Annotated in this window: 19 protein-coding genes; 10 read left to right on the top strand and 9 right to left on the bottom strand. The window is 72.7% G+C overall.

Features of this window, described 5'->3' with window-relative positions; genetic code table 11:
- Positions 1 to 12: 12 nt before the first annotated feature.
- From AB0H37_RS13050 to AB0H37_RS13035, 4 genes are all read right to left on the bottom strand, one after another.
- Positions 13 to 1263 (bottom strand): hypothetical protein, encoded by a 1251-nt coding sequence (locus AB0H37_RS13050; RefSeq protein ID WP_329094616.1) that lies wholly within the window; start codon positions 1261 to 1263, stop codon positions 13 to 15.
- Positions 1264 to 1432: 169 nt separating this feature from the next.
- Entirely contained in the window at positions 1433 to 3499 is a 2067-nt protein-coding gene (locus AB0H37_RS13045; RefSeq protein WP_360612582.1) for a M6 family metalloprotease domain-containing protein, read from the bottom strand.
- A 119-nt stretch (positions 3500 to 3618) separates the two neighbouring features.
- A complete protein-coding gene (gene rraA / locus AB0H37_RS13040; RefSeq protein WP_360612580.1) occupies positions 3619 to 4101 on the bottom strand; it encodes a ribonuclease E activity regulator RraA in 483 nt (160 codons plus the stop codon).
- 27 nt (positions 4102 to 4128) lie between these two features.
- Positions 4129 to 4584, bottom strand: coding sequence for an Lrp/AsnC family transcriptional regulator (locus AB0H37_RS13035; protein WP_179832866.1), 456 nt, complete (start codon positions 4582 to 4584; stop codon positions 4129 to 4131).
- 207 nt (positions 4585 to 4791) lie between these two features.
- Between AB0H37_RS13035 and rocD the strand changes: the two genes are divergently transcribed.
- The 4 genes from rocD (at position 4792) to AB0H37_RS13015 (ending at position 9438) form a co-directional block, all read left to right on the top strand.
- Positions 4792 to 5958, top strand: coding sequence for an ornithine--oxo-acid transaminase (rocD, locus tag AB0H37_RS13030; protein WP_329098382.1), 1167 nt, complete (start codon positions 4792 to 4794; stop codon positions 5956 to 5958).
- Between the two features lie 172 nt (positions 5959 to 6130).
- Positions 6131 to 7099, top strand: coding sequence for an LCP family protein (locus tag AB0H37_RS13025; protein WP_360612578.1), 969 nt, complete (start codon positions 6131 to 6133; stop codon positions 7097 to 7099).
- 99 nt (positions 7100 to 7198) lie between these two features.
- Positions 7199 to 7825 (top strand): PadR family transcriptional regulator, encoded by a 627-nt coding sequence (locus tag AB0H37_RS13020; protein ID WP_329094624.1) that lies wholly within the window; start codon positions 7199 to 7201, stop codon positions 7823 to 7825.
- Positions 7825 to 9438 carry a DHA2 family efflux MFS transporter permease subunit gene (locus AB0H37_RS13015; RefSeq protein ID WP_360612576.1) on the top strand — a complete coding sequence of 538 codons (1614 nt, stop codon included), beginning with the start codon at positions 7825 to 7827 and terminating at the stop codon, positions 9436 to 9438. The genes AB0H37_RS13020 and AB0H37_RS13015 overlap by 1 nt, the downstream gene beginning before the upstream one ends.
- Positions 9439 to 9444: 6 nt before the next feature.
- Here the strand turns inward: AB0H37_RS13015 and AB0H37_RS13010 are convergent, their stop codons facing one another.
- From AB0H37_RS13010 to AB0H37_RS13000, 3 genes are all read right to left on the bottom strand, one after another.
- On the bottom strand, positions 9445 to 10050 hold the full coding sequence (locus AB0H37_RS13010) for a DUF6113 family protein (RefSeq protein WP_360612575.1): 606 nt from the start codon (positions 10048 to 10050) through the stop codon (positions 9445 to 9447).
- A 23-nt stretch (positions 10051 to 10073) separates the two neighbouring features.
- Complete coding sequence (gene mshB / locus AB0H37_RS13005; RefSeq protein ID WP_360612574.1) at positions 10074 to 10973, bottom strand: N-acetyl-1-D-myo-inositol-2-amino-2-deoxy-alpha-D-glucopyranoside deacetylase; 900 nt, start codon at positions 10971 to 10973, stop codon at positions 10074 to 10076.
- An 84-nt stretch (positions 10974 to 11057) separates the two neighbouring features.
- Positions 11058 to 12500 carry a serine/threonine-protein kinase gene (locus AB0H37_RS13000; protein WP_360612572.1) on the bottom strand — a complete coding sequence of 481 codons (1443 nt, stop codon included), beginning with the start codon at positions 12498 to 12500 and terminating at the stop codon, positions 11058 to 11060.
- A gap of 171 nt (positions 12501 to 12671) precedes the next feature.
- Here AB0H37_RS13000 and AB0H37_RS12995 point away from each other — a divergent pair, with 171 nt between their 5' ends.
- Positions 12672 to 14756 carry a prolyl oligopeptidase family serine peptidase gene (locus AB0H37_RS12995; protein ID WP_360612570.1) on the top strand — a complete coding sequence of 695 codons (2085 nt, stop codon included), beginning with the start codon at positions 12672 to 12674 and terminating at the stop codon, positions 14754 to 14756.
- A gap of 16 nt (positions 14757 to 14772) precedes the next feature.
- Here AB0H37_RS12995 and AB0H37_RS12990 read toward each other — a convergent pair whose 3' ends face one another.
- Together AB0H37_RS12990 and AB0H37_RS12985 are read right to left on the bottom strand one after the other, a co-directional pair.
- Positions 14773 to 16497: an ABC transporter ATP-binding protein gene (locus tag AB0H37_RS12990; RefSeq protein ID WP_329094635.1), complete on the bottom strand. Its 1725-nt coding sequence runs from the start codon at positions 16495 to 16497 to the stop codon at positions 14773 to 14775.
- Complete coding sequence (locus AB0H37_RS12985) at positions 16494 to 18248, bottom strand: ABC transporter ATP-binding protein (RefSeq protein ID WP_329094637.1); 1755 nt, start codon at positions 18246 to 18248, stop codon at positions 16494 to 16496. The genes AB0H37_RS12990 and AB0H37_RS12985 overlap by 4 nt, the downstream gene beginning before the upstream one ends.
- 303 nt (positions 18249 to 18551) lie before the next feature.
- Between AB0H37_RS12985 and AB0H37_RS12980 the strand changes: the two genes are divergently transcribed.
- The 5 genes from AB0H37_RS12980 (at position 18552) to AB0H37_RS12960 (ending at position 24178) form a co-directional block, all read left to right on the top strand.
- Complete coding sequence (locus AB0H37_RS12980; protein WP_360612567.1) at positions 18552 to 19784, top strand: SpoIIE family protein phosphatase; 1233 nt, start codon at positions 18552 to 18554, stop codon at positions 19782 to 19784.
- 201 nt (positions 19785 to 19985) lie between these two features.
- Positions 19986 to 20675, top strand: a complete 690-nt coding sequence (locus AB0H37_RS12975; RefSeq protein WP_329094641.1) for a succinate dehydrogenase cytochrome b subunit — start codon at positions 19986 to 19988, stop codon at positions 20673 to 20675.
- 4 nt (positions 20676 to 20679) lie between these two features.
- Positions 20680 to 22617: a fumarate reductase/succinate dehydrogenase flavoprotein subunit gene (locus AB0H37_RS12970; protein WP_179832856.1), complete on the top strand. Its 1938-nt coding sequence runs from the start codon at positions 20680 to 20682 to the stop codon at positions 22615 to 22617.
- The gene (locus AB0H37_RS12965) at positions 22617 to 23369 is read left to right on the top strand and encodes a succinate dehydrogenase/fumarate reductase iron-sulfur subunit (protein WP_329094644.1); all 753 of its coding nucleotides are present in this window, start codon (positions 22617 to 22619) and stop codon (positions 23367 to 23369) included. The genes AB0H37_RS12970 and AB0H37_RS12965 overlap by 1 nt, the downstream gene beginning before the upstream one ends.
- Positions 23273 to 24178, top strand: a complete 906-nt coding sequence (locus AB0H37_RS12960) for an arginase family protein (protein ID WP_360612564.1) — start codon at positions 23273 to 23275, stop codon at positions 24176 to 24178. The genes AB0H37_RS12965 and AB0H37_RS12960 overlap by 97 nt, the downstream gene beginning before the upstream one ends.
- Positions 24179 to 24196: the final 18 nt, after the last annotated feature.

The raw sequence follows: 24196 nt of genomic DNA, 5'->3' as shown, positions 1-24196 counted from the left end.
GATAGCCGGCGGTCAGGAGCAGGAGGCCGCGCGGAAGGCCCACAGGGCGCGCCGCCCCGGGTGCTCCGCCAGCGTGAAGATGCGGTGGCGGCCCCGGTGGCACGACAGGTCCTCCGGTCCGTAGGAGATCGTGCGGCCCCGCACCGGGGCCCAGCCGCGGCCGGTGTGGCGGGTCGAGAAGAGCCGGCCGCGCCTGCCGCCGCGGCTCTGGGTGAACCACCACTGCCCGTGCGTCCTGACCGCGCCCTGGACCCTGTCCACCGGGAGCCGTGCGCCCCCGTCGGCGCTCGCGGTCCCTCCTCCGGCCAGCGCCTCCAGCGGCCAGGTGACCACCCGTCCCCGCGGCCAGTTCGGGCGGCAGTACTCGCCCGCGATGAGGACGTGCGGCCACGTGGTGCGGTCGACCGCCGTCCACGACATGCGCAGCGGGCCCGAGCCCCTGCACTTGGCGCCGACCCGGCCGCGGGCGAACTCCCAGTTGCTCGTCTGCGCCATCACGTACCGGAACCCGTGGGCGTAGTAGGTGCCGCCGTACAGCCCGATCCGGTCGGCATGGCCGGTCGAGCCCGCCTTGCTCGCGGTCAGGTCGAAGATCTGCCGCATGTCGAACTCGCGCAGCCCGTGCCTGGTGTCGGCGACGTACAGCTTGTTGCCGTACCAGGCGATGCCGCCCGCGTGGACGCCGACGTCGGTGTAGGTGGGCCGCCCGCCCCGCATCACCGGCGCGACGAGCAGGACGTGCCGGTACACGCGCCGGTCGGGGTCGACGAACGTGACCCTGACCCGGCCGCCGTTGTGCCAGGACACGAGGATCGGCCGGACGCCGCCCGCCCACGCTCCGCCCGCCGCCGCGTCCGAGACGGACGTGACGCCCTGCGGAACCCAGGCCCTGGCGGTGCTGTCCGCCCTGGTGAAGCAGTAGACGAGCGAGTCGGCCGGGACACCCGCGGCCCGGCCGCATCCGCCGCCCAGCCTGGCGTGGCCGGACGAGCGGAGCAGCGGGCCGACGCCGGTCCGGCGGAGCCTGCCGCCGAGCGCGCCGATCGTCCCGCTCCGGTCGGTGCCGCGCCGCAGATCGAAGTCGCGCGGATCCAGGGGCGCCGCCACGGTCCATGCCCGCGCCGCGGACCCCGCCGGCGACTCCACCGGCGCAGGTGCGGCCGCCGCCTCGGCGACACCCGGGGTGGCGGCCGCGAGGACACCCGCCGCGACGACAGCGACCCCCGGCCACCGGACTGCCGTCACCGTGCGTTGCAAGATCATCACAGTGCGCTACATACCCAGGCCGGACGCTACGGACGACCCCGACAAGACCTAGGGAAAGGCAACTTATGTTTCGCGGCCCATTACTTCGGGGGCGTCGACCCGTCCCCCGCTCCCGACGTCACGGACGGGACGGTCCCCACCCGGGGACCGTCCCGTCCGGGATGGGTCAGCGCAGGGCGCACGTCCCCGAGTCGGACTTCGACGGGTCGCTCTCCGAGGTCCCCGTCAGGCTGAGCCGCGCGTGGCGGGAGGCGCCCGGCTTCGCCTTCGCCCAGACCTCCACCTTGGTGCGGCCGCCCGCCTGGGCGGTGGCCAGCTCGTTCGGCAGGGACGTCGTCCAGCCGTCACCGGACACGGCCGCCTTGAGGCGGAACACGTCGGAGCCGTGGCGGCCGTCGCCGCCCCGGCCCGTGTTGGTGAGCGTCATCGTGCACTTCGTCCAGCCCGCGCCGGTCGGCCGGGCGGGGCCCGAGTCGACCCGCACGCCGCGCCGCTGCGGCCCGGCGCCGTCCAGCGAGCCGACCGCGACCGTGTAGGACAGGACGCCCTTGCGGTCCCGCCTGAGGTTCAGGACGTAGAAGTGCAGCCGGTTCGCCTGGTCGACGTACTCGTACTCGCTGCCGGAGTTCGCCCCCGCGTGGTAGAGCGCGTCGGAGAGCTGCCGGTAGTCGCCGATCGTCATCTTCTTCGGGGTGCCGTCGGGCAGGACGAAGTCGACCTTGTCGATGTCCTGCGGGTTGGCGTCCTCGACCCAGATGAACGGGGCGCGGTCCTGGTCCTTGGTCTTGGCCAGCAGGACACCGGAGTCGGGAGTGAAGGAATCCGTGCCCATCCGGTCGACGACTTCGAGGGTGTAGTTGTCATAGCCGCCGCCGTCGCACAACGGGTCGGCGGCGGTGTCGCACGCCGGGCTCCTGTCACCGCCCTCACCGAGCTTGACGTTGATGCCGGTGAGGCCGCCCTTGCCCGGGTCGACCGACCGGGCGGTCACATTGGCGACGACCATGCCGGACGCGGCGAGCGCTTCCCGGCTGAGCTGGAGCACGTCGTCGTTGTTCACCATGCCGAGCTTCAGCTTGTTGCGGAGCATGTGCTGGGCGCCCATGGACCCGCCGCCCGTCGCCGGGATCGTCCACCGGCTGTGCGGGCCTCCCGGCCCGTTGAACGTGCCGCGGCTGAGCATGTCCCACGGGCCGCTGTAGGCGCGGCGCGGCGGGTCGCCGTAGGGGTTGTTGTAGTTGTCGCCGATGCCGAGGATGTGGCTGAACTCGTGGGCGTAGACCGACATGCCGGAACTCTCGGCCTGCGTCGAGGAGACGCCCGGGATGGCGTTCGGCCAGATCGTCGAGCCGGCCTGCCAGGACGTCCAGGGGACGTACCGGGTCTTCACCCAGTTCGTCAGGGTCGGGTCGCCCGGGCCCCACTCGTTCGGCACCTGCTCCTTCGTGCCGAACTTCATCTCGCCGAACTCCTGCCAGGTGGACGACTCGTCCTGCCCGGCGCTGAGGAAGAAGACGAAGTCGAACTTGTTCGCCGCCTCCTCGCCCACGTCGGCGACCCACGCGTCCCGCGCGTCCTTGCGCAGGTCGCGGTTGCAGGTGTCGCCGGTCGGGCATCCCGTCCCGCCCTGCATGCCGTCCACGCCGTACTCGTGGTCCTTGGCGGGCATCTGGTAGGCGCCGAACCCCGTCAGGTTCACGCCGAACCGGCCGCCGGAGTCCTCCATCCAGTACTCGTGGAGGGTGTGGCCGTGGTTCAGGTCCTGCGGCTTGTTGAGGAAGTCCTGGTAGAACTTCGCCACCTGCGCGCGCGGCACGTCGCCGACCTTGACCGGGTTGCCGAAGACCGACGAGTTCACCGGCTGCGTGACCTCGAACGGCTGATTCGGGTAGTCGGCGAGGACGACCGCGACGTTGAAGTTCTTCACCGAGCCCTTGCGGGCCGGGTCCGCCCACGTGGTTCCAGGGATCGCCCTGTAGTCGTCCCAGGTCATCGTGTCGGGAAGCTCGTAGTTCTGGGGGTCGATCGGGCGCGGGGCGGCCGCCGCGAACGCGCGGGCGGACGGCTGCTCCCGCTGCCACGGCTGCGTCTGCGGCCAGTGCCGCATCTGCCAGGGGTTCGCGGTCGGTTTCGGGACCGGGGGCCCCGGCTGCGCGGCGGCCGGCACGGCCGCGAGTCCCACGACCAGCCCCAGCGCCGCCGCGGGCACCAGCAGAATCTTCTTGGCGCGCATGTCTCCCCTACCTCAGGTGGGTTGCGGGGAGACGGTAAGGACGGGCGGCCCGGCCCGGCTACGGCCGACATACACGATCTTGCGCCGGATGCCCTGGCATCTCGCGCCGTGCGCCCAGGTCAGAGCGGAAGTTCGCGCTCCGCGACGACGATGCCGTCCTCGTCGCTGTAGAGCCAGTCGCCCGGACGGAACTCCACGCCGCCGAACGCCACCGGCACGTCGGTCTCGCCCGCGCCGTCCTTGGCGCTCTTGCGCGGATTGGACCCGAGGGCCTTCGCGCCGAGGTTCAGCCCGCGCAGCGCCGCCACGTCCCGGACCGCCCCGTTGATCACGACCCCGGCCCAGCCATGGGCCACCGCCGCCGCCGCGATCATGTCGCCCATCAGCGCGGACGCCAGCGACCCGGCGCCGTCCACGACCAGCACCCGGCCCTCCCCCGGGGTGCCCAGCCGCCGCTTCACCAGGCCGTTGTCGCGGTGGCAGCGCACGGTCGCGACCGTGCCGGCGAACGCCGTGCGCCCGCCGTACTGCCGGAACTGCGTCTCGCAGCTGCGCAGCTCGTCCCCGAAGTCGTCGATGAGGTCGGCGGTCGCGAAGTCCATGGCGGCAGCCTACTAGTCGGTAATCTCTCAGCCGTAGGGCGCGTCGGTCGGGCGGCCGATGAGCCGGGACAGCACGATCGCCGTCTTGGTCGCGGTGATGTTGTCCTCGCGGCGCAGCCGTTCGAGGGCCTGCTCCAGATGCTGGATGTCGCGGGCCCGCACGTGCACGAGCGCGCTGGCGTCACCGCTGATCGTGTACGCCGCGACGACCTCGGGGTGGCCGCGGACGCTGGAGTAGATCTGCTCGGGGGACGTCGCCCCGGTGCAGAAGATCTCGATGAACGCCTCGGTCGTCCAGCCGAGCGCGGCCGGGTCGACCACGGCCGCGAAGCCATTGATCACACCGTCCGCGCGGAGCCGGTCGACGCGCCGCTTCACCGCGGGGGCCGACAACCCCACCTTGTCGCCGATCTGCGCGTACGAGGCGCGCCCATCCTCCAGCAGCCGCGCAACGATTCGCCGGTCGAGTTCGTCAAGACGCAACAAATAACACCCCCCAAGTCGGTTTTCATCATTGGTCGGTAGTCATTTCCGAACATACGCTGGGTACAGACCGGCGGCCACCTGACCCGCCCGGCCTCCTCCCCCTCGGCACCGGGAACGCGCCCGGTGTCCCAGCCATGCCCCGGCCGAACCGGCCGGGCCTAGCCGCGAAGGAGCGTCGTGACGCCGACCGACCAGCTGCGAGCGATGTCCGAGGACCACAGCGCGCACAACTACCACCCCCTCCCCATCGTGGTCTCCGAGGCGGACGGCGTCTGGCTGACCGACGCGGAGGGCCACCGCTACCTGGACATGCTGGCCGCCTACTCCGCCGTCAACTTCGGGCACCGCAACCCGCGGCTGACCGAGGCCGCGCGGCGGCAGCTCGACCGCGTCACGCTGGTGAGCCGCGCCTTCGACCACGACCAGTTCGGCCCGTTCGTCGCCGAGCTGGCCGAGCTGTGCGGCAAGGACATGGTGCTGCCGATGAACAGCGGCGCCGAGGCCGTCGAGACGGCCCTGAAGACGGCCCGCAAGTGGGGCTACGAGGTCAAGGGCGTCCCCGCCGGCGAGGCGAACATCATCGCCTTCGAGGGCAACTTCCACGGCCGCACGACCACCATCATCAGCTTCTCGACCGACCCCGACGCCCGCGACTCCTACGGCCCCTACACGCCGGGCTTCCGGACCGTCCCGTACGGGGACGTCGAGGCGCTCAAGGCCGCGATGGACGAGAACACGGTCGGCGTGCTGATCGAGCCGATCCAGGGCGAGGCGGGCGTGAACGTCCCGCCGAGCGGGTTCCTGCGCGCCGTGCGCGAGCTGTGCACGGCGGGCGGCGCGCTGATGATCGCCGACGAGATCCAGTCGGGCCTCGGCCGCACCGGCGCCACGTTCGCGGTCGAGCACGAGGACGTCGTGCCCGACGTCTACATCCTCGGCAAGGCCCTCGGCGGCGGCATCATGCCGGTGTCCGCGGTCGTCGCCGACCGGGACGTCCTCGGCGTGTTCAAGCCGGGCCAGCACGGCTCGACGTTCGGCGGAAACCCGCTGGCCTGCGCCATCGGCCGCGAGGTCGTCGCGATCCTGAAGACCGGCGAGTACCAGGAGCGTTCCCGGACGCTCGGCGCCCACCTGCACGACCGGCTCGGCCGGCTGCCGAGCGACCTCGTCCGCGAGGTGCGCGGCCGCGGCCTGTGGGCGGGCGTGGAGCTGTACGGCAGGGCCCGTCCGGTCAGCGAGCGGCTGATGGAGCTCGGCGTCCTCGCCAAGGAGACCCACGAGACCACGCTCCGCCTCGCCCCGCCGCTGGTCATCGAGCGCGACGAGCTCGACTGGGCGCTCGACCAGCTGGAGATCGCCCTCAAGGGCTGACCGCCGGGCCCACCGACCGGGCAGGGGACGCCGCCGGTCAACGGCGCCCAGCGGCGCTCCCTGCCGACCAACCCCTGGTTTGCGTCATCGCAAACCTTGGTCTCCCCCAAGCCTCGGCCAGCGCCCGCCCGGCGCGGCCGACTCCGCCGCGTCCCGCCGTGAGGGTGTGGGGATGCTGCGGAACAGGAGTCGGCGCCGGGTGATCATGGGGTGCGGGGGGCTGGCGGTGGGTCTCGTGCTGCTCCTCGCGGGAGGCCTGTACTTCCTGCAGCGCTTCTACGACGGCGAGGTCAGGCGGGTCTCGGGCGCGCTGCCGACCGCCGGCGGGCGCCCGTCCCCCAGCGGGGGCGGCGAGAACTGGCTGCTGATCGGGTCCGACCGGCGCGCCGACATGCCCTCGATGGGCGCCCGCGCCGACACGATCATGCTGGTGCACCTGTCCGGGCGCGGCGACCGGGTGTCGGTGATCGCCATCCCCCGGGACGGCTGGGTGCCCGTCCCCGGACACGGCCTCACCAAGATCAACTCAGCGTTCGCCCACGGCGGGCCGCCGCTGCTGATCCGGACGGTCGAGCAGCTCACCCGCGTCCGCGTCGACCACTACGCCGCACTGGACTTCAGCGGGTTCGTGAAGATGACCGACGCCCTCGGCGGCGTGGACGTCACCGTCGCCAAGACCACCCACGACCCCATGCACGACCGGACCTGGCAGGCGGGACGGCACCACCTCGACGGCGTCGAGGCGCTCGACTTCGTCCGGCAGCGCTGGAACCTGCCGGGCGGCGACCTCGACCGGATCAAGCGGCAGCAGGCGTTCCTGCACGCGCTCGCCGCCAAGGCGCTGGACACCCGCAACCCGATCAGGATCGACCGGTTCGTGCGGGCCGCGACGCGCTCGGTGGCCGTGGACGACTCGGTCACGTCGGGAACGCTGCGCCGGCTGGCGCACCGGCTCCTCCGGACCTCGCTGATGGAGTACCTGACGGCCCCGGTCGACCAGACGGCGGAACGCGACGGGCAGAGTGTCGTCCTCCTGGACGAGGCTGAGGCCGGAGAGCTGTTCACCGCCGTCCGGGAGGACCGGGTCGGCGACTACGTCTCCCGCAACGGTGCCGCCAACGCCGTGGACTCCGTCCGCTGACCTGCCCTGATATGCCCGTTTTCCTAAGAAGGTGACGAAGGCGGTCCGAGTGGATTAGTCTACGTGGACTAATCGAGTTCGACCATGAAGGCCGCAGGAATGTCCCGACCCCTCACGCCGCTCGCGCTGACCGTGCTGCGCATGCTGTGCGACGGGCCCATGCACCCGTACGAGATGCAGCAGCGCATCCGCGACCACGCCTACGACCAGGCCGTCAAGATCACGCACGGGGCGCTCTACCACTCGGTGGAGCGGCTCGCCGGCGGCTGCCTGATCGAGCCGCTGGAGACCAGCCGGGAGGGCCGACGACCCGAGCGCACCGTCTACGCGGTGACCAGCGCCGGCCGCGACGCGGCGCAGTTCCGGCTCGCCGAGCTGCTCGCCCGTCCCGCGGAGGAGTTCCCGCTCTTCGGCACCGGGCTGGCGTTCATCAACCTGCTCCCGGAGGACGAGGTCGCCCGGCTGCTCCGCAAGCGGAGCGTCGCACTGGAGGCGGCGCTCGCGGGTCACCAGGCCGCGCACGACTCGCTCCGCAAGCAGGGCATCGAGCGCTACAAGCTGATCGACCAGGAGTGGCATATCGCGCGCGTGCGCTGCGAGCTCGACTACGTACGGGGGCTCGTCGAGGACCTGCGGTCCGGCCGGCTCACCTGGAAGGACACCGAGCCGCGGGCGATCTGCCATCCGCGGCCACGGCCACGACGCACTGACGATATGGGGGCCTGATGAAGAGGTGGAGCGGAAATCCCTGGGCGATCCTGCTGACGCTCTCGCTCGGATTCTTCATGACGCTGCTCGACCTGACGATCGTGAACATCGCGATCCCGAGCATGATCGACAAGCTTGACGCCTCGCTGGACGAGGTGCTGTGGGTCGTCAACGCCTACATCCTGGTCCTGGCGGTGCTGCTCATCACCGCCGGCCGCCTCGGCGACCTGTGGGGCAAGAAGAACCTGTTCATCGCCGGTGTCGCGCTGTTCACGCTGTCCAGCCTGGCGTGCGGGATCTCCCAGGACCCGGCGCAGCTGATCGCGGCACGCGCCGTGCAGGGGCTCGGCGCGGCGCTGCTGATGCCGCAGACCATGTCCATCATCATCAGCGTGTTCCCGCCGGAGCGGCGCGGCGCCGCGCTCGGCGTCTGGGGCGCGGTGGCGGGCGTGTCCACCATCGCCGGGCCGACGATCGGCGGGCTGCTGGTCACCAGCCTGGACTGGCGGTGGATCTTCTTCGTGAACCTGCCGATCGGCATCCTCGTGCTGGCCATGGCCGTGCCGATCCTGCCCGGCCACACCCGCACGGTCCGGCACCGGTTCGACGTCGCGGGCGTGCTGCTGGCGTCCGCCGCCCTGTTCTGCCTCACGTTCGCGCTGACCGAGGGCCAGAAGTACGAGTGGAACGAGGGCATCTGGGGCCTGATCGCCGCCGGGCTCGGACTCTTCGTGATCTTCGTGGTCTACCAGCGGGGACGCCAGGACCGCGAGCCGCTCGTGCCGTTCTCGCTGTTCAAGGACCGCAACTTCACGATCCTCAACCTCGTCGGCGCGGCCGTCTCGGTCGGCATGATCGGCATGTTCCTGCCGATGACGATCTACCTGCAGTCGGTGCTCGGCTTCAGCGCCCTCAAGGCGGGCCTCGTCATGGCGCCGTCGTCGCTGGTGTCGATGTTCCTCGCCCCGGTCGCGGGCCGGATGTCCGACCGCATCGGCGGCAAGTTCATCCTCATGACCGGCCTGACCCTCTACGCCGTCGGCATGGCGTGGATCGTGCTCATCGCCGATGTCGGCACGAACTGGACCGCGTTCATCGCCCCGCTGGTGGTGTCCGGGCTCGGCATCGGCGGCGTGTTCGCGCCGATGGCCACCGAGGCGACCCGGAACGTCCCGCCGCACCTCGCGGGCGCCGCGTCCGGCGTGAACAACACGATCCGGCAGGTCGGCTCGGTGCTCGGCAGCGCGGCGGTCGGCGCCGTCCTGCAGAACCAGCTCGCGTCGTCGCTGCGGGACCAGGCGGCCGCCCGGTCGGCGGCCCTCCCGCCCGACGTGCGCGGCGGCTTCGTGAAGGGCTTCGCGGGCGCCGCCAAGGGCGGTCTGGAGGTCGGCGCCGGGCAGAGCGGGGCACAGCAGCAACTGCCGCCCGGCGTCCCGCCGACCGTCGCGCACCGCATCCAGGAGCTGGCCGGTCAGGTGTTCTCGCACGGCTTCGTCCACGCGATGAGGCCGACGATGTGGCTGCCGATCGGCGTGGTCCTGCTCAGCGCCGCCGCGTGCCTCACCCTCAAGGGCCACAACGCCGGCACGCCCGTCCGCAAGGACGCCGAGCCCGCCTCCGTGGCGAGCTGAGACCCCCTACCCGCGAGAACGGCCCGCCTTGCCGAGCATCCATTCGCCCGGCGGGCGGGCCGGCGGCACCAGCATGATCCCGATCACGGCGGCGACCATGCCGCCGATGACGAACACGTACCCGGGCAGCGTCGCCGGGACGACGAGATCGCCCTCGGGGCGGCGCATCTGCAGGATGAACACCACGACGCCCCAGACCAGCGCGGGGATCAACGCGCCGAGCCGCCCTCCCATCGCCTTCCCCGACGCCCACGCCATCGCGAAGACCAGCGCGACCAGGACGAGGGCCACGAGCGGGACGGCACCGAGGGTCCAGTCCTGCGCGAACGAGCCGAACACGCCGAACACCCCGCCGAGGACGCCGAGCGCGGCGTAGGCGGCGCCGGACACGAACGCGTCGCCGGGGCCTTCGCCGTCGGCCGGCCGCAGGGCGGACGCGCCGGCGCCCTCCGCGGGCTCCGCGGGCTCGGCGGGCTCGGCGTCGACGCCCTCCGCGGGCTCGGCCGCGGCGGCCTCCGCGACGTCGGCCTGGGCCTCGGCGTCCTGCGCGCCGGCGTCCGCCGGGAGGTCGTTCTTGGCGAGCCGCACCCGGGCCTGGTCGTCCTTGTCCACGGACGCCAGCGTACCGGGGCCCGTCAGTCCCCCGCGCTCGCCAGACCGGCGAACAGGTCCCGCTCGCGGCGGCCCGGACCGACCGGGCCGAGCTCGCCCGCCTGGAGGATGAAGTACTCGGTGCCGAACGCCTGCTGCCCCAGGTTGTTCGACAGCGCGAAGAACGGCCCGACCTGTTCGGGCGCGACCGTGATCTGGGTGTGGTGGGCGCGCAGCGCCGCGAGCTTGGCGGGCAGGTGGGGGCGGGCGTCCACGACCGTGGTGACCTCCCCGTCCGGGACGCCGGACCCGAGTTCCTCCAGCCCGGCGACGCGGGCGAACGGCAGCCGGGCCTCGCGCATCACCGCGATCGCGCGGGCGAGGACCGTGCGCGGCGCGGCATAGGCGTAGACCTTGGCCGCCCGCCACGGCTCGGCGCCGTCCTCGTGGGCGGGGTCGGCTGCCAGCTCGAACGCCCGCCATGTGACGCGGTGCGCCTGGATGTGGTCGGGGTGGCCGTAGTTGCCGCGCTCGTCATAGGTGACGATCACCTGCGGGCGGACCTCCCGGATGACGGTCACGAGATCCCGCGCGGCGGTCGTGACGTCCGCCTGCCAGAAGCAGCGCGGGTCGTCGTTCGTGGGGGCGCCCATCATGCCGGAGTCGCGCCAGCGACCGGCACCGCCGAGGAAGCGGTGGTCGCGGACGCCGAGCGCCTCGCAGGCCGCGGCGAGCTCGCCGATCCGGTACTCGCCGAGGGCGTCCTCCTTGTCGGAGGCCAGGTGGCGCAGGTCTTCGGGGATGACCTCGCCCTCCTCGCCCAGCGTGCAGGTGACGAGGCAGACGTGGGCGCCCTCGGCGGCGTATTTGGCCATGCTCGCCCCGGTCCCGATGGACTCGTCGTCCGGATGGGCGTGGACGAACAGGATCCGCGGCTCCTTCATAGTCCACGAGCCTACTCAGGGCCCGGCATCGCGGCGATGACCGCCCTGCCCCGCGCATCCCGGCGGGGCGCCGCCGGGCCCCGGTCAGCCGCCGGTGCCGGCGCCGCCCGCTCCGGTGCCGCCGTCGCCGCCGCCGTTCCCGCCGCCGGTGCCCCCGGTGCCGCCCGTACCGCCTCCGGGATTGGTGGGCGTGCTCGGCGGCGTCTCGGTGGTCGGCGTCTCGGTCGGGACCTCGCTGGTCGGCGGCTCCTGCGTCGGCTCGGACGTCTGGGGCGGCGGCGTGTTCCGGCGCGTCCGGGTGCGGGTCGGCGTCGGCTGCTCGGGCTCCTCCGACGTCGGCTCCTCCGAGACCGACCCGGAGTCGCTGACCGTCGGGGTGGGCGGGGTCTCCTTGTCGCCGCTGCCGCTCCGGGACGCCATGAACAGGCCCACGACCAGTGCCAGCACGGCGATCGCGGCGATGGCGCCGAAGATCGGCGCCTTGGACTTGCGCTCGGGCTCCCAGCCGCCGTCGTACCGGGCACGGCCGGCCCCGGTCGGGGGCCCCACCGGCGGGAGGGTCCCGGTGTAGTCGCGGGGGGCGACAGGGGGCGCCCCGCGGCCCGGGTGGGTGGCGCCCGCCATCATCCCGGCGCCGGCGAGGCCGCCCGCGGCGAGCGTGGACCCCTCCGCCAGCATCGTGGTGGCCTGGGCCGGGTCGTCCATGCGGGTCTGCCCGGCGCCGCCCGGGCCGCTGCCGATCAGCGCCATCATGATCTGCTGCGCGGTCGGCCGCCGCTCCGGCTCCTTGACCAGGCAGGCCGCGATCAGCCGGTGCAGGTCGGCGGGCACGCCGTCCAGCGACGGCGGCTCGTGCATCACCCGGTTGATCACCGCGACGACGGTGTCGTCGCCGAACGGCGGGTGCCCGGTCGCGGCGAACACCATCGTGGTGGCCCAGGCCCACACGTCCACGGCCTCGGTGAGGGTGGCGCCCGCCACCTGCTCGGGCGCCATGTAGGACGGGGTGCCGATCGCCTTGGTCGCGTTGGTCTGCCCGGTGTCCAGGGCCCGCGCGATGCCGAAGTCGATGACCCGGGGGCCGTCCGGCGCCATGATCACGTTGTGCGGCTTGAAGTCGCGGTGCACGATCCCGGCCTGGTGGATCGCGACCAGCGCGGTCGCGGTGCCGATCGCGAGCCGGTCGAGCGGCGCCCCGCCGATCGGGCCGGTCTCGGTGACCTGCTTGTACAGCGACGGCCCCGGCACGTACTCGCTGGCGATGTAGGGCTGGTCGCCCGCGACGTCGGCCTCCAGGACCTGCGCGGTGCAGAACCGCGCGACCTGCTTGGCCGCCTGCGCCTCCCGGACGAACCGGTTGCGCGCCATCGTGTCCCCCGCCAGGTCGGCGCGCAGGAGCTTGATCGCGGCCTGGTTCCCGGAGGCGTCGACCCCGGCGTAGACGACGCCCTGGCCGCCCTCGCCGAGCCGGTCGACGATCTCGTAGGAACCGAGCCGCCGGGGGTCTCCCGGCTGCAGCTCAGGCATTGACAACTCCTCAGCCCGCGAACGAAGAAAGTGCTTGGGGAAGCTTTGAGCTTACGCGAGCGCGGACACGGGCACGGAACATTCCCGTCCACCACGCGACGACCCGTGATCTTAGGGGGAGGAGGCCGCCGTGCGCCGCCGTTCCGGACCGTGCTGGCAGACTCGGATGCCATGAGCATCAGCTTTCCGCGGCAGAGCGCCCGCACGCGACGGTTCAGCCTCGGCGTTCCGCGCGCCTTCCAGATCGCGCCGGACGGGTCGCGCGTCGCCTTCCTGCGCACCCGCGCGGGCGACGATCCGGTGACCTGCCTGTGGACGCTGGACACCGCCACCGGCGAGGAGGAGTGCGTCGCCGACCCGGCCGCGCTGGACGTCCCGGGCGAGGAGGACCTGCCCGCCGAGGAGCGGGCCCGGCGCGAGCGCGCCCGCGAGCAGGCGGGCGGCATCGTCGGGTACGCGACCGACCGCGCCATGGGCCAGGCCGTCTTCACCCTGGGCGGGCGCCTGTACGCCGTCGACCTCGGCACCGCGCTCGTGCGGGAGCTGCCCGCCCGGCCGCCCGTCTTCGACCCGCGCCCCGACCCGGCGGGCCGCCGCGTCGCCTACGTGTCGGGCCGCACGCTGCGGGTCGTCGAGCTGGACGGCGGGGAGGACCGTGCTCTCGTGGAGCCCGAGTCCGACCAGGTCTCCTACGGCCTCGCCGAGTTCGTGGCGGCGGAGGAGATGGACCGGATGCGCGGCCACTGGTGGTCGCCCGACGGCGGGACCGTGCTGGTCGCCCGGGTGGACGAGACCCCCGTGCACCGCTGGCACATCGCCGACCCGGCCAACCCTGACCGGCCGCCGGTCGAGATCGCCTACCCGGCGGCGGGCACCCCGAACGCCCTGGTGTCCCTGGTGCTGCTGAAGGTGGACGGCGGGCGGATCGCGGTGGACTGGGACCGCGGCATGTTCCCCTACCTCGTGACCGCCGTCTGGGACCGGCACGGCCTGCTGATCGTCGTGCAGCCCCGCGACCAGCGCTCCCAGCGGGTGCTGCGGGTCGATCCGACCAACGGCGAGACGGTGCTGCTGCACACCGAGCACGACCCCGTCTGGACGGAGGTCATCCCCGGCCTGCCCGTCCGCACGCACGGCGGCGCCCTGGTGTGGGCCACCGAGGACGCCGAGACCGACACCCGCCGGCTCACCGTCGCGGGCGAGCCCGTCACGCCCGGCGGCCTGCAACTGCGTTCCGTCCTCGGCGTGGACGGCGAGTCGATCCTGTTCACCGCCTGGGAGGAGCCTACCGAGGTCCACCTCTACTCCTACGAGAGCGGCGAGGTGACGCGGCTCAGCGAGGGGCCTGGCGTCTTCGGCGGCACCCGGTCGGGGGACGTCACCGTCGTCTCGGGCGCGCGGCTGGACCGCCTCGGCTCGCAGGCCGAGGTGCGCACGCCGACCGCGGTCCACCCCGTCGCCTCGTTCGCCGAGACCCCGGTGATCACCCCGCGGGTGGAGCTGCTGCGCTCCGGCGACCGCGAGCTGCGCACCGCCGTCGTGCTGCCCACCGGCTGGGAGCCCGGGCACGGCCGCCTGCCCGTCCTGATGGACCCCTACGGCGGCCCGCACGCGCAGCGCGTCCTCGCCGTCCAGCGCTCCTACTGCGAGGCGCAGTGGCTCGCCGACCAGGGCTTCGCCGTCGTGATCGCGGACGGTCGCGGCACCCCCGGACGCGGCCCCGCCTGGGAGCGCGCCGTGCGCGGCGACTTCGTCGGCCCCGTCCTGGAGGACCAGATCAGCGCGCTGATCGAGGCGGCCCGCAAGCACCCCGCGGCCCTCGACCTCGACCGCGTCGGCATCCGCGGCTGGTCGTTCGGCGGCTGGCTCGCGGCCCTGGCCGTCATGCTCCGCCCGGACGTCTTCCACGCGGGCGTCGCGGGCGCGCCCGTCACCGACTGGCGCCTGTACGACACCCACTACACCGAGCGGTACCTGGGCCACCCCGACGAGGAGCCGGAGAACTACGCCGACAACTCCCTCCTCGGCAAGGCCGCCGACCTGAAGCGGCCACTGATGATCATCCACGGCCTGGCGGACGACAACGTGGTGGCCGCCCACACCCTGCGCCTGTCCTCGGCCCTCCTGGCCGCCGGCCGCCCCCACACCGTCCTCCCCCTGTCTGGCGTCACCCACATGACCCCACAAGAAGTGGTCGCCGAAAACCTCCTCCACATCCAAGTCCACTTCCTCAAAGAATCCCTAGGCGCACAGTGACCGCAGGGGGAGGCTTTCAGCTTCTCCAGGAGGCCCATAGGGCTGCGTAGGAGCCCTGGGCTGCCAGGAGTTCTTCGTGGGTGCCCAGTTCGGTGATGCGGCCGTCCTCCACCACGGCCACGCGGTCGGCGTCGTGGGCGGTGTGGAGGCGGTGGGCGATGGCGACGACGGTCCGGCCGTCCAGGACGGCGGCCAGCGAGCGTTCCAGGCGGCGGGCGGCGCGCGGGTCGAGGAGGGACGTCGCCTCGTCCAGGACGAGCGTGTGCGGGTCGGCGAGGACGAGACGGGCCAGGGCGAGCTGCTGGGCCTGGGCGGGCGACAGGGTCTCGCCGCCCGAGCCGACGACGGCGTCGAGGCCGGGGCCGTCCCAGTCGACGGCGGCCAGGACCTGGCGGATGTCGTCGTCGGAGGCGCCCTCGCGGGCCATCACGAGGTTCTCGCGGAGGGTGCCGCGGAACACGTGGTGCTCCTGGGTGACCAGCGCGACATGGCCGCGAAGGTCGTCCAGGGACAGCTCGACCAGGGGGACGCCGCCGCCCGCGCCCACGGTGACCGCGCCCGCGCGCGGGCCGTCGACGCCGGCGAGCAGGCGGCCGAGCGTCGACTTGCCCGCGCCGCTGGGCCCGACCATCGCCAGACGCTCGCCCGGCCGCAGGTCGAGGTCCACGCCGTGCAGGACGTCGTGGCCCCGGCGGTAGGAGTAGTGGACGTCGCGCGCCGCGATCCGCTCGCCGGTGGGCCGGGCCCCGTTCGGCGCGCGGTCGGGCGGGACGTTGCCGACGCCGAGCAGCCGGGCCAGGGACGCGCCGCCGAGCTGGAGCTCGTCCAACCACTGCATGAGCGTGTCCACCGGCTCGATGAGCTGCTGGGCGTACAGGGTCGCGGCGGTCACCTGCGCGAGCGTCGCCATGCCGTTGATGTAGAGCAGGCCGCCGACGAGCAGCGTCGACACGACGGGCAGGACGAAGCTCATCTCCATCACCGGGAACAGCACCGTGCGCAGCCGCAGGGTGTACCGCTCCACCTTGTAGGACGCCGCGATGTCGGCGTCGCCGCGCTCGTGCCGGCGCTCGGCGAGCCCGAGGGCCTCCACGGTCCGGGCGCCCTGGACGGTCTCGGTCAGCCCGTCGGCGATGCGCGCCCACGACGCGTTCTCCCGCAGGTAGCCGTTGTGGGCGCGGGGCAGGTACCAGCGCATCACCGCCACCAGCAACGGCACCGCGACCAGGGCGGGCAGCGCGACGAGCGGGCCGTTCAGCATCAGCGCGGCGACGGTGAACCCGCCCACGACGACGGCGACGAGGGTCTCCGGCATCGCGTACCGGACGGAGGTGCTCAGCGTGTCCACGTCGCGGGAGGCGCGGGTGACCAGGTCGCCGGTGCCCGCGCGCTCGACCGTGGACAGCGGCAGGGCCATGACGCGGTCGACGAACTCCTCGCGGAGCTCGGCCAGCACCCGCTCGCCCAGCTTCGCCGACGCCAGGTAGGCGTACCGGATCAGCACGCTCTGGACGATCACGAACCCGGCGATGGCCAGCCCGGTGGTGTCGATGTCGGCGCCGCCGTCGCGGACGCCCTCCACCAGCGAGCCGAGCAGCCGCGGCGTGACGAGCCCGGTCAGGGCGGCCAGCGCGTGCAGGGCCAGCACTCCGGCGAGGTCGCGCGGGTGCCGGAGGACGAGCCGCCGCGCATAGGCCCGCACCTGCGCGGGCGTCGCGACGGGCAGAAGCTCGGTGCTCACGTTCCCGCCCTTTCCGCGGTCTCGCCTCGGGTGACGGTCGCCGCGTAGCGCGGCTCGGCGTCCAGCAGTTCCCGGTGGGTCCCCTCCGCGACGACCAGGCCGTCGCGGACGAAGGCGACGTGGTCGGCGCGGTCCAGCATCAGCGGGCTCGTCGTGCACACCACGGTGGTGCGGCCCGCGCGCGCTTCGCCGAGCCTGCCGGCGATGCGCGCCTCGGTGTGCGCGTCCACCGCGCTGGTCGGCTCCACGAGGACGAGGACGTCGGGGTCGGCGGCGAGCGCCCTGGCCAGGCGGAGGCGCTGCTGCTGGCCGCCGGAGAACTCCCGTCCGGCCTCGGCCACGTGCGCGTCGAGCCCGGCCGAGTCGACGACGTCCTCGGCGCAGGCGGCGCGGACCGCCGCCCGGAGCACGGCCTCGCCCGCGCCGGGCGCGAGCGACTCGGCCAGCGGGCCGGAGAACAGCCGGTCCTCGTTGACCGCGACCAGGATCCGCTTCCGGACGTCCTCGACCGCGCGCAGCGGGACGCCGCCGAAGTCGACCTCGCCGCTCTCGTACCGGCCGAGTCGGTCGGCGACGGCCTGCGCGTCGCGCGGATCGGCCGCGGCGATCGCGGTGACCCGGCCCGGCCGCACGACCAGCCCCGAGGCGATGTCGACCAGCTCGGCGTCCGCCGCCGGACGGGCCGTCCCGGTGGCGGGAAGCTCGGGGTCGAGCCGCAGCAGCGCGGTGACCCGGCCCGCCGCCACCAGCCCCTTAGTGATCTTGCTGGCGGCCTCGCCGAGGGTCTTCAGCGGGACGATCAGGAACACCGCGTACCCGTAGAACGCGACCAGCTCGCCGACGCCGATCTCCCCCCGCGCGGCGAACCGGGCGCCGGCCCAGGTGACCAGCGCGATCAGCAGGCCGGGCAGCAGCACCTCGGCGCCGTTCATCCGCGTCTCGGCCCGCGCGACCGCCACCCCGGCCCCGCGCACCCGCTGCGACTCGGCGCGGTAGCGGCCGGAGTACAGCGCCTCGCCGCCGATGCCCCGCAGCACCCGCAACCCCGCGACCAGGTCGGTGGCGTGCGTGGTCAGCTCGCCGACCAGCTCGCGGTGCGCCTGCTCCCGCTCGCGGTAGGGGCGCAGCAGCGGCGCCGCGGCCACCAGGATCAGCGGGACGCCGACCAGCACGATCAGGCCGAGCGGCGGCGACGTCGACAGCAGGATGCCGGCCACGACGACGATCGCGACCACGGCGCCCGACCCGCGCGCGACGATGTCGATGGTGTCGCCGATGTGCGACACGTCGGAGAGGCCGACGCTCACCACCTCGCCGGCGCTCAGCCGCTTCGGCAGCGTCGAGCCGAGGCGGGTGGACTGCCGGGTGACGAGCTGGACGGTCCGGTACGCGGCGGAAAGCCAGTTGAACACGGCGCACCGGTGCCGGAGCACGCCCGTCACGGCCTGCGCCACGCCGAGGCCGAGCAGGACGGCGGCCCACGTCACGAGGGCGCCCTCGTCCCGCGCCGCGACGCCGTCGCCGATGGCGCGGCCGAGCGCGGCGGGCATGAGGGCCTGGCTGAGCATCCAGGCCACGCCGAGGAGGGCGCCCGCGGTCACGCTTCGCCACTGGACGCGCAGCAGCGAGAGCAGGTAGCGCGCGGGGGATCCGCGATCGGCGCGGGAGGCGCTCCAGGGATCGAGGGACGTCGTTCGCCCTCGCGCAACGTGGTCGGGGCCGCCAGGATCTTTCACCGGCAACGGCTTCACGCGACGAAGGTTATGCAGCGGAACCCTTGGCGCACGACTGGTTTTTCAGCAGCGGAAACTGGTTTCGGCCCGTCCGGAAACACCGACAAAGGCGGGCTCGGGGGGTGCGCCGGGACGCTGCGACACGCTAAGGTCGTCACCGTACGGAGCGATGCTTCCTCCGCTCCATGAGCCGGGACACATGGCGGCTAGGCCCACGCCGCCGCCCCGGCGCGGCCCGTACCGTTCCCCGCTACCGCAGGGACGAGCGGGACGACGCGGTCGTTGCCAGTGCCGTCGCCAGCCCGACATTCCGGAAGCCCTGTGAGCACCATCAGTCACCAGACGCATCCCCTCACGCCAGGTACCGAGGACAGGATCGAGCTGCTCCTCATCGACGACGACCCCACCGACGTGCTCATGGTGGAGAAGATGCTCGCCGACAGCGGCCTGGACGCGGGGATCACCGTCGCGAGCGACCTGGACGCCGCGAGGCGCATGCTGACGCGGCGCACCCAGTGCATCATCGTCGACCTCTCCACGCCCGACATCGACCGGCTGGAGGGGCTGCGGCGGGTGCTGGCGCTGTCCGGCCCGGCCGCCGTCGTCGTGCTGACCGGCCTGGACGACGGCCGCCTCGGCGTCCAGGCCGTCGCCGCGGGCGCCGAGGACTACCTGGTCAAGCAGGAGGTCGACGGGCCGCTGCTGGCCCGCGCGATCCGCTATGCCATAGAGCGCAAGCGCTCGGAGGAGACCGAGCGGCGGCTCGTCGAGGCCCGCATCCTCGGCCGCGAGAACGCCCGGCTGGAGCGCGGCCTGCTGCCGGTCCCGCTGATCGAGGACCCGACGCTGCGTCACCACACCCGCTACCGGCCCGGCCGGCGGCGGGCGCTGCTCGGCGGCGACTTCTACGACACCGTGCAGACCGAGGGCGGCGCCGTCCACCTGGTGATCGGGGACGTCTGCGGCCACGGCCCCGACGAGGCGGCCCTCGGCGTCCAGCTCCGGATGGCGTGGCGGACGCTCGTCCTGGCCGGGCACACCGGCGAGCAGCTGCTCGGCACCCTGGACACCGTCCTCGGGCACGAGCGGCGCAGCGAGGAGATCTTCACCACCCTCTGCATGGTCACGATCGCGCCGTCCCGGCGGACCGCCCGGATGCACCTCGCCGGCCACCCCGCGCCGCTGCTGTTCCGCGGGGCGCCGGGCGCGGGCGGCGAGGTCGCGGCGCTCCCCGACTACGCCCACGGCCCGGCGCTCGGCCTGGTGCCCGGCGCCGAGTGGCCGACCACCGAGATCGACCTCGGCGAGTCCTGGGGCCTGATGCTCTACACCGACGGCCTGATCGAGGGCCGGATCGGCGAGGGCTCGGACCGGCTCGGCACCGACGGCCTGGTCGGCCTGGCCCGCACCGCGCGCACCCGGGGCGCGGCCGGACGGTCGCTGATCGACGCGCTGGTGGCCGAGGTGGAGCGGCTCAACGGCGACGCCCTGACCGACGACCTCGCCGTGCTGCTGCTGTCGCGGCAGGCCGAAACGGACCGGCCAGGGCGCTGACCACAAGCCCCTGACCTCCGTCAATGTCGCCTGAGTCACTCCCAGGCAGAGTTCCCGCACCCCCTGTGAAGTCCCTCACGCGCACCGGTGTCACGGAACGGACACAAGCCGCGTGCGGCGTGTGTTCATAGCCTGCGGCTATCGCCACAAGTGCGCTCATGACTTGGAAAGAATCACCGAACCGGACATAGCGTGCAGGTCGTGGCTATAGCGATACCTGCGATCTACCGATCGACCGTCGGCAAGAAGGCCGTGATGGCCGTCACCGGCGGCATCCTCGTGCTGTACCTGGTCGCGCACATGATCGGGAACCTGAAGATCTTCCTCGGCGCGGAGGAGTTCAACCACTACGCGCACTGGCTGCGCACGATGGGCGAGCCCGCGGTGCCGCGGCGGACGGTGCTGACGATCATCGAGCTGGTGCTCGGCGCCTCGGTCGTGCTGCACATGTGGTCGGCGGTGTCGCTCGGCAAGCGCGCGGCGCACGCGCGTCCGGTGAAGTACCAGTCGAAGAAGAAGTCGCACGCGCAGGGCTACGCCGTCCGCACCATGCGGTACGGCGGCGTCATCATCGCCGTCTACATCATCTGGCACCTGCTGGACCTCACGTTCTTCGTCGTGAACCCCAAGGGCGCCGACGCCACCCCCTACCAGCGGATGGTCGCCGACTTCGACCCGTCCCGCTGGTACATCACGGTCTGGTACGTCGTCGCGATCCTGCTCGTCGGCCTCCACCTCAACCACGGCATCTGGAGCGCGTTCCAGACGCTGGGGCTCCGCAGCCCGCGCAGCCACAACGCCCTGAGGGGCCTCGCCGCGACCACCGCCGCGCTCGTCACGCTCGGCTTCGTCGCCGTCCCCGTCTCCATCACGTTCGGATGGGTGAGCTGATCCCATGACAGACGGCTTCTACAAGTCCGGCGAGCCGATCGCCGACGCCAAGGCTCCGGCGGGCGCCATCGAGGAGCGCTGGACGACCCGCAAGTTCGAGGCCAAGCAGGTCAACCCGGCCAACAAGCGCAAGAAGAAGATCATCATCATCGGCACGGGGCTGGCCGGCGGCTCGGCCGGCGCCACCCTCGGCGAGGCCGGCTACCACGTCCAGCAGTTCTGCTTCCAGGACTCCCCGCGCCGCGCCCACTCGATCGCCGCGCAGGGCGGCATCAACGCCGCCAAGAACTACCGCAACGACGGCGACAGCGTGTACCGGCTGTTCTACGAGACGGTCAAGGGCGGCGACTTCCGGTCCCGCGAGTCCAACGTGTACCGGCTCGCCGACATCTCCCGGCAGATCATCGACCAGTGCGTCGCGCAGGGCGTCCCCTTCGCCCGCGAGTACGGCGGCCTGCTCGACAACCGCTCCTTCGGCGGTACGCAGGTCTCCCGCACCTTCTACGCGCGGGGGCAGACGGGCCAGCAGCTGCTCCTCGGCGCCTACCAGGCGCTGATGCGGCAGGTGGACGCCGGGAACGTGGAGCTGTACCCGCGGCACGAGATGCTCGACCTGATCATGGAGGACGGGCGGGCGCGCGGCGTCGTCGTCCGGAACCTGATCAACGGCGAGGTCAAGCACTACACGGCGGACGCGGTGGTGCTGGCCTCCGGCGGCTACGGCAATGTGTACTTCCTGTCCACGAACGCGATGGGCTCGAACGTCACCGCGTCCTGGCGCGCCCACCGGCACGGCGCCCTGTTCGCCAACCCCTGCTACACCCAGATCCACCCGACGTGCATCCCGGTCAGCGGCGACCACCAGTCGAAGCTGACGCTGATGTCGGAGTCGCTGCGCAACGACGGCCGGGTGTGGGTGCCGAAGAAGGCCGGCGACACCCGCAGGCCGTACGACATCCCCGAGGACGAGCGCGACTACTACCTGGAGCGCATCTACCCGTCCTTCGGCAACCTCGTCCCGCGCGACATCGCCTCCCGCGCCGCCAAGAACGTCTGCGACGAGGGGCGCGGCGTCGGCCCCGGCGGGCTCGGCGTCTACCTCGACTTCGCCGACGCGATCGCGCGCCTCGGCCGGGACAAGGTCGAGGCCAAGTACGGCAACCTCTTCGAGATGTACGAGCGCATCACCGGCGAGAACCCCTACGACACGCCGATGCGCATCTACCCCGCCGTCCACTACACGATGGGCGGCCTGTGGGTGGACTACGACCTGGAGTCCACGATCCCGGGCCTGTTCGTCATCGGCGAGGCGAACTTCTCCGACCACGGCGCGAACCGGCTGGGTGCCTCCGCGCTGATGCAGGGCCTCGCGGACGGCTACTTCGTCCTGCCGAACACCATCGGCGACTACATCGCCCGCAACAGCCTCCCCCCGGTCGCCGAGACCGCGGTCAGCGAGGCCGAGGAGCGGGTGCGGACGCGCATCGAGCGGCTGCTGTCGATCGACGGCGACCGCACCGTCGACTCCTTCCACCGCGAGCTCGGCCACATCATGTGGGAGTACTGCGGCATGGAGCGCACCGAGGAGGGGCTGCGCAAGGCGCTGGACCTCATCCCGGCGCTGCGCGAGGAGTTCTGGACGCGCGTCAAGGTCACCGGCAGGGGCGAGGAGCTGAACCAGCAACTGGAGAAGGCGGGCCGCGTCGCCGACTTCTTCGAGCTGGCCGAGCTGATGGTCGTCGACGCGCTGCACCGCGCCGAGTCCTGCGGCGGCCACTTCCGGGCCGAGAGCCAGGACGAGGACGGCGAGGCCAAGCGCGACGACGACAACTTCGCCTACGTCGCCGCCTGGGAATGGGCCGGGGAGGACGCGCAGCCCGTCCTCCACAAGGAGGCCCTCAACTTCGACTACGTCAAGCCCACGCAGAGGTCGTACAAGTAATGAAGCTCACACTGCGCGTCTGGCGCCAGAGCGGCCCGCAGGACAAGGGCGGGATGGTCGAGTACAAGCTCGACGACGTCTCCCCCGACGCCTCGTTCCTGGAGATGCTGGACGTCCTCAACGAGAAGCTCATCGCCTCCGGCGAGGAGCCGGTCGCGTTCGACCACGACTGCCGCGAGGGCATCTGCGGCATGTGCTCGCTGGTCATCAACGGCACCCCGCACGGCCCGGAGCGCGCCACGACCACGTGCCAGCTCCACATGCGCAAGTTCAAGGACGGCGAGGTCATCGACATCGAGCCGTGGCGGGCCAGGGCGTTCCCGGTCGTCAAGGACCTGGTCGTCGACCGGTCGGCGTTCGACCGGATGATCCAGGCGGGCGGCTACATCTCCGCGCCGACCGGCACCGCCCCGGAGGCGCACGCGACGCCCGTCCCGAAGCCCGACGCCGACCGCGCGTTCGAGGCCGCCGAGTGCATCGGCTGCGGCGCCTGCGTCGCGGCCTGCCCGAACGGCTCGGCCGCCCTGTTCCTCGGCGCCAAGGTCACCCACCTCGGCCTGATGCCGCAGGGCCAGCCCGAACGCTGGGACCGCGTCGTGTCCATGCTGGACACCCACGACGAGGAGGGCTTCGGCGGCTGCACCAACACCGGCGAGTGCACCGTCGCCTGCCCGAAGGGCATCCCGCTGGACGTCATCGGCCGACTGAACCACGACTACCTGAAGGCCACCGCCGGCGGGAAGAAGCGGTAACCGCCGCCCCTCGTTCTCGGTCCCGCCCGGAGCACCGGGCGGGACCGTTCTACTGTGTCCGCATGAACGTCACGCTTCTCCCCTACCACCAGGACGAACGGCTCCCCGACGCGTCCTTCCCCCTTTCCGGTCTCGATGTCGTCCCCGTGACGCCGGACCTGCCCGACGGCGACGTGTGGCAGCGCGTCGCGGCACTGTTCGAACCGGTCGTCGCCGAGGTCGCCCGCCAGATCGACGGCGGTTCGATGCCGCGCGTGGTGTCGGGCGACTGCCTGACCTCCGAGGCCGTCCTCGCGGGCGTGCAGAAGGCCGGGGTGGACGCCTCCGTCGTCTGGTTCGACGCGCACGGCGACGTCCACACGGTGGACAGTTCGACGTCCGGCTACCTCGGCGGGATGCCGCTCCGGCAGATCCTCGGCGCCGACACCGCTCTCCTCCCCGACCGGCTGGGCCTGCGCACGCTGCCGGAGGACCGCGCCGTCCTGGTGGACGCCCGCGACCTCGACCCGGCCGAGGCGGAGTTCCTCGCGTCCTCGCAGGTCCGGCGGTGCCCGGTCGACGACGTGGTGCTGCCCCCCGGTCCGCTGCTGCTGCACATCGACGTGGACGTCATCGACGCCGGCGAGATGCCCGGGCTGAAGTTCCCCGTCGGCGGCGGGCCGTCCTACGACGCGGTCGTCGCGTCCGTCCGGCGGATCATGGCCACCGGCCGCGTGGCCGCCCTGGACGTCGCCTGCCCCTGGCATCCGCCGGAGGGCGACGACGACGCCGTCCGCACCCGGCTGCTGAAGGATCTCCTGACCGCCTGATCCGACCGCCGACCGGTC

This window comes from Actinomadura sp. NPDC023710 (genome assembly GCF_040639875.1).
GTDB classification, from domain to species: domain Bacteria; phylum Actinomycetota; class Actinomycetes; order Streptosporangiales; family Streptosporangiaceae; genus Spirillospora; species Spirillospora citrea.
The sequence above is the reverse complement of the archived record's forward strand: the minus strand, read 5'-3'. Positions and strand labels throughout refer to the sequence as shown.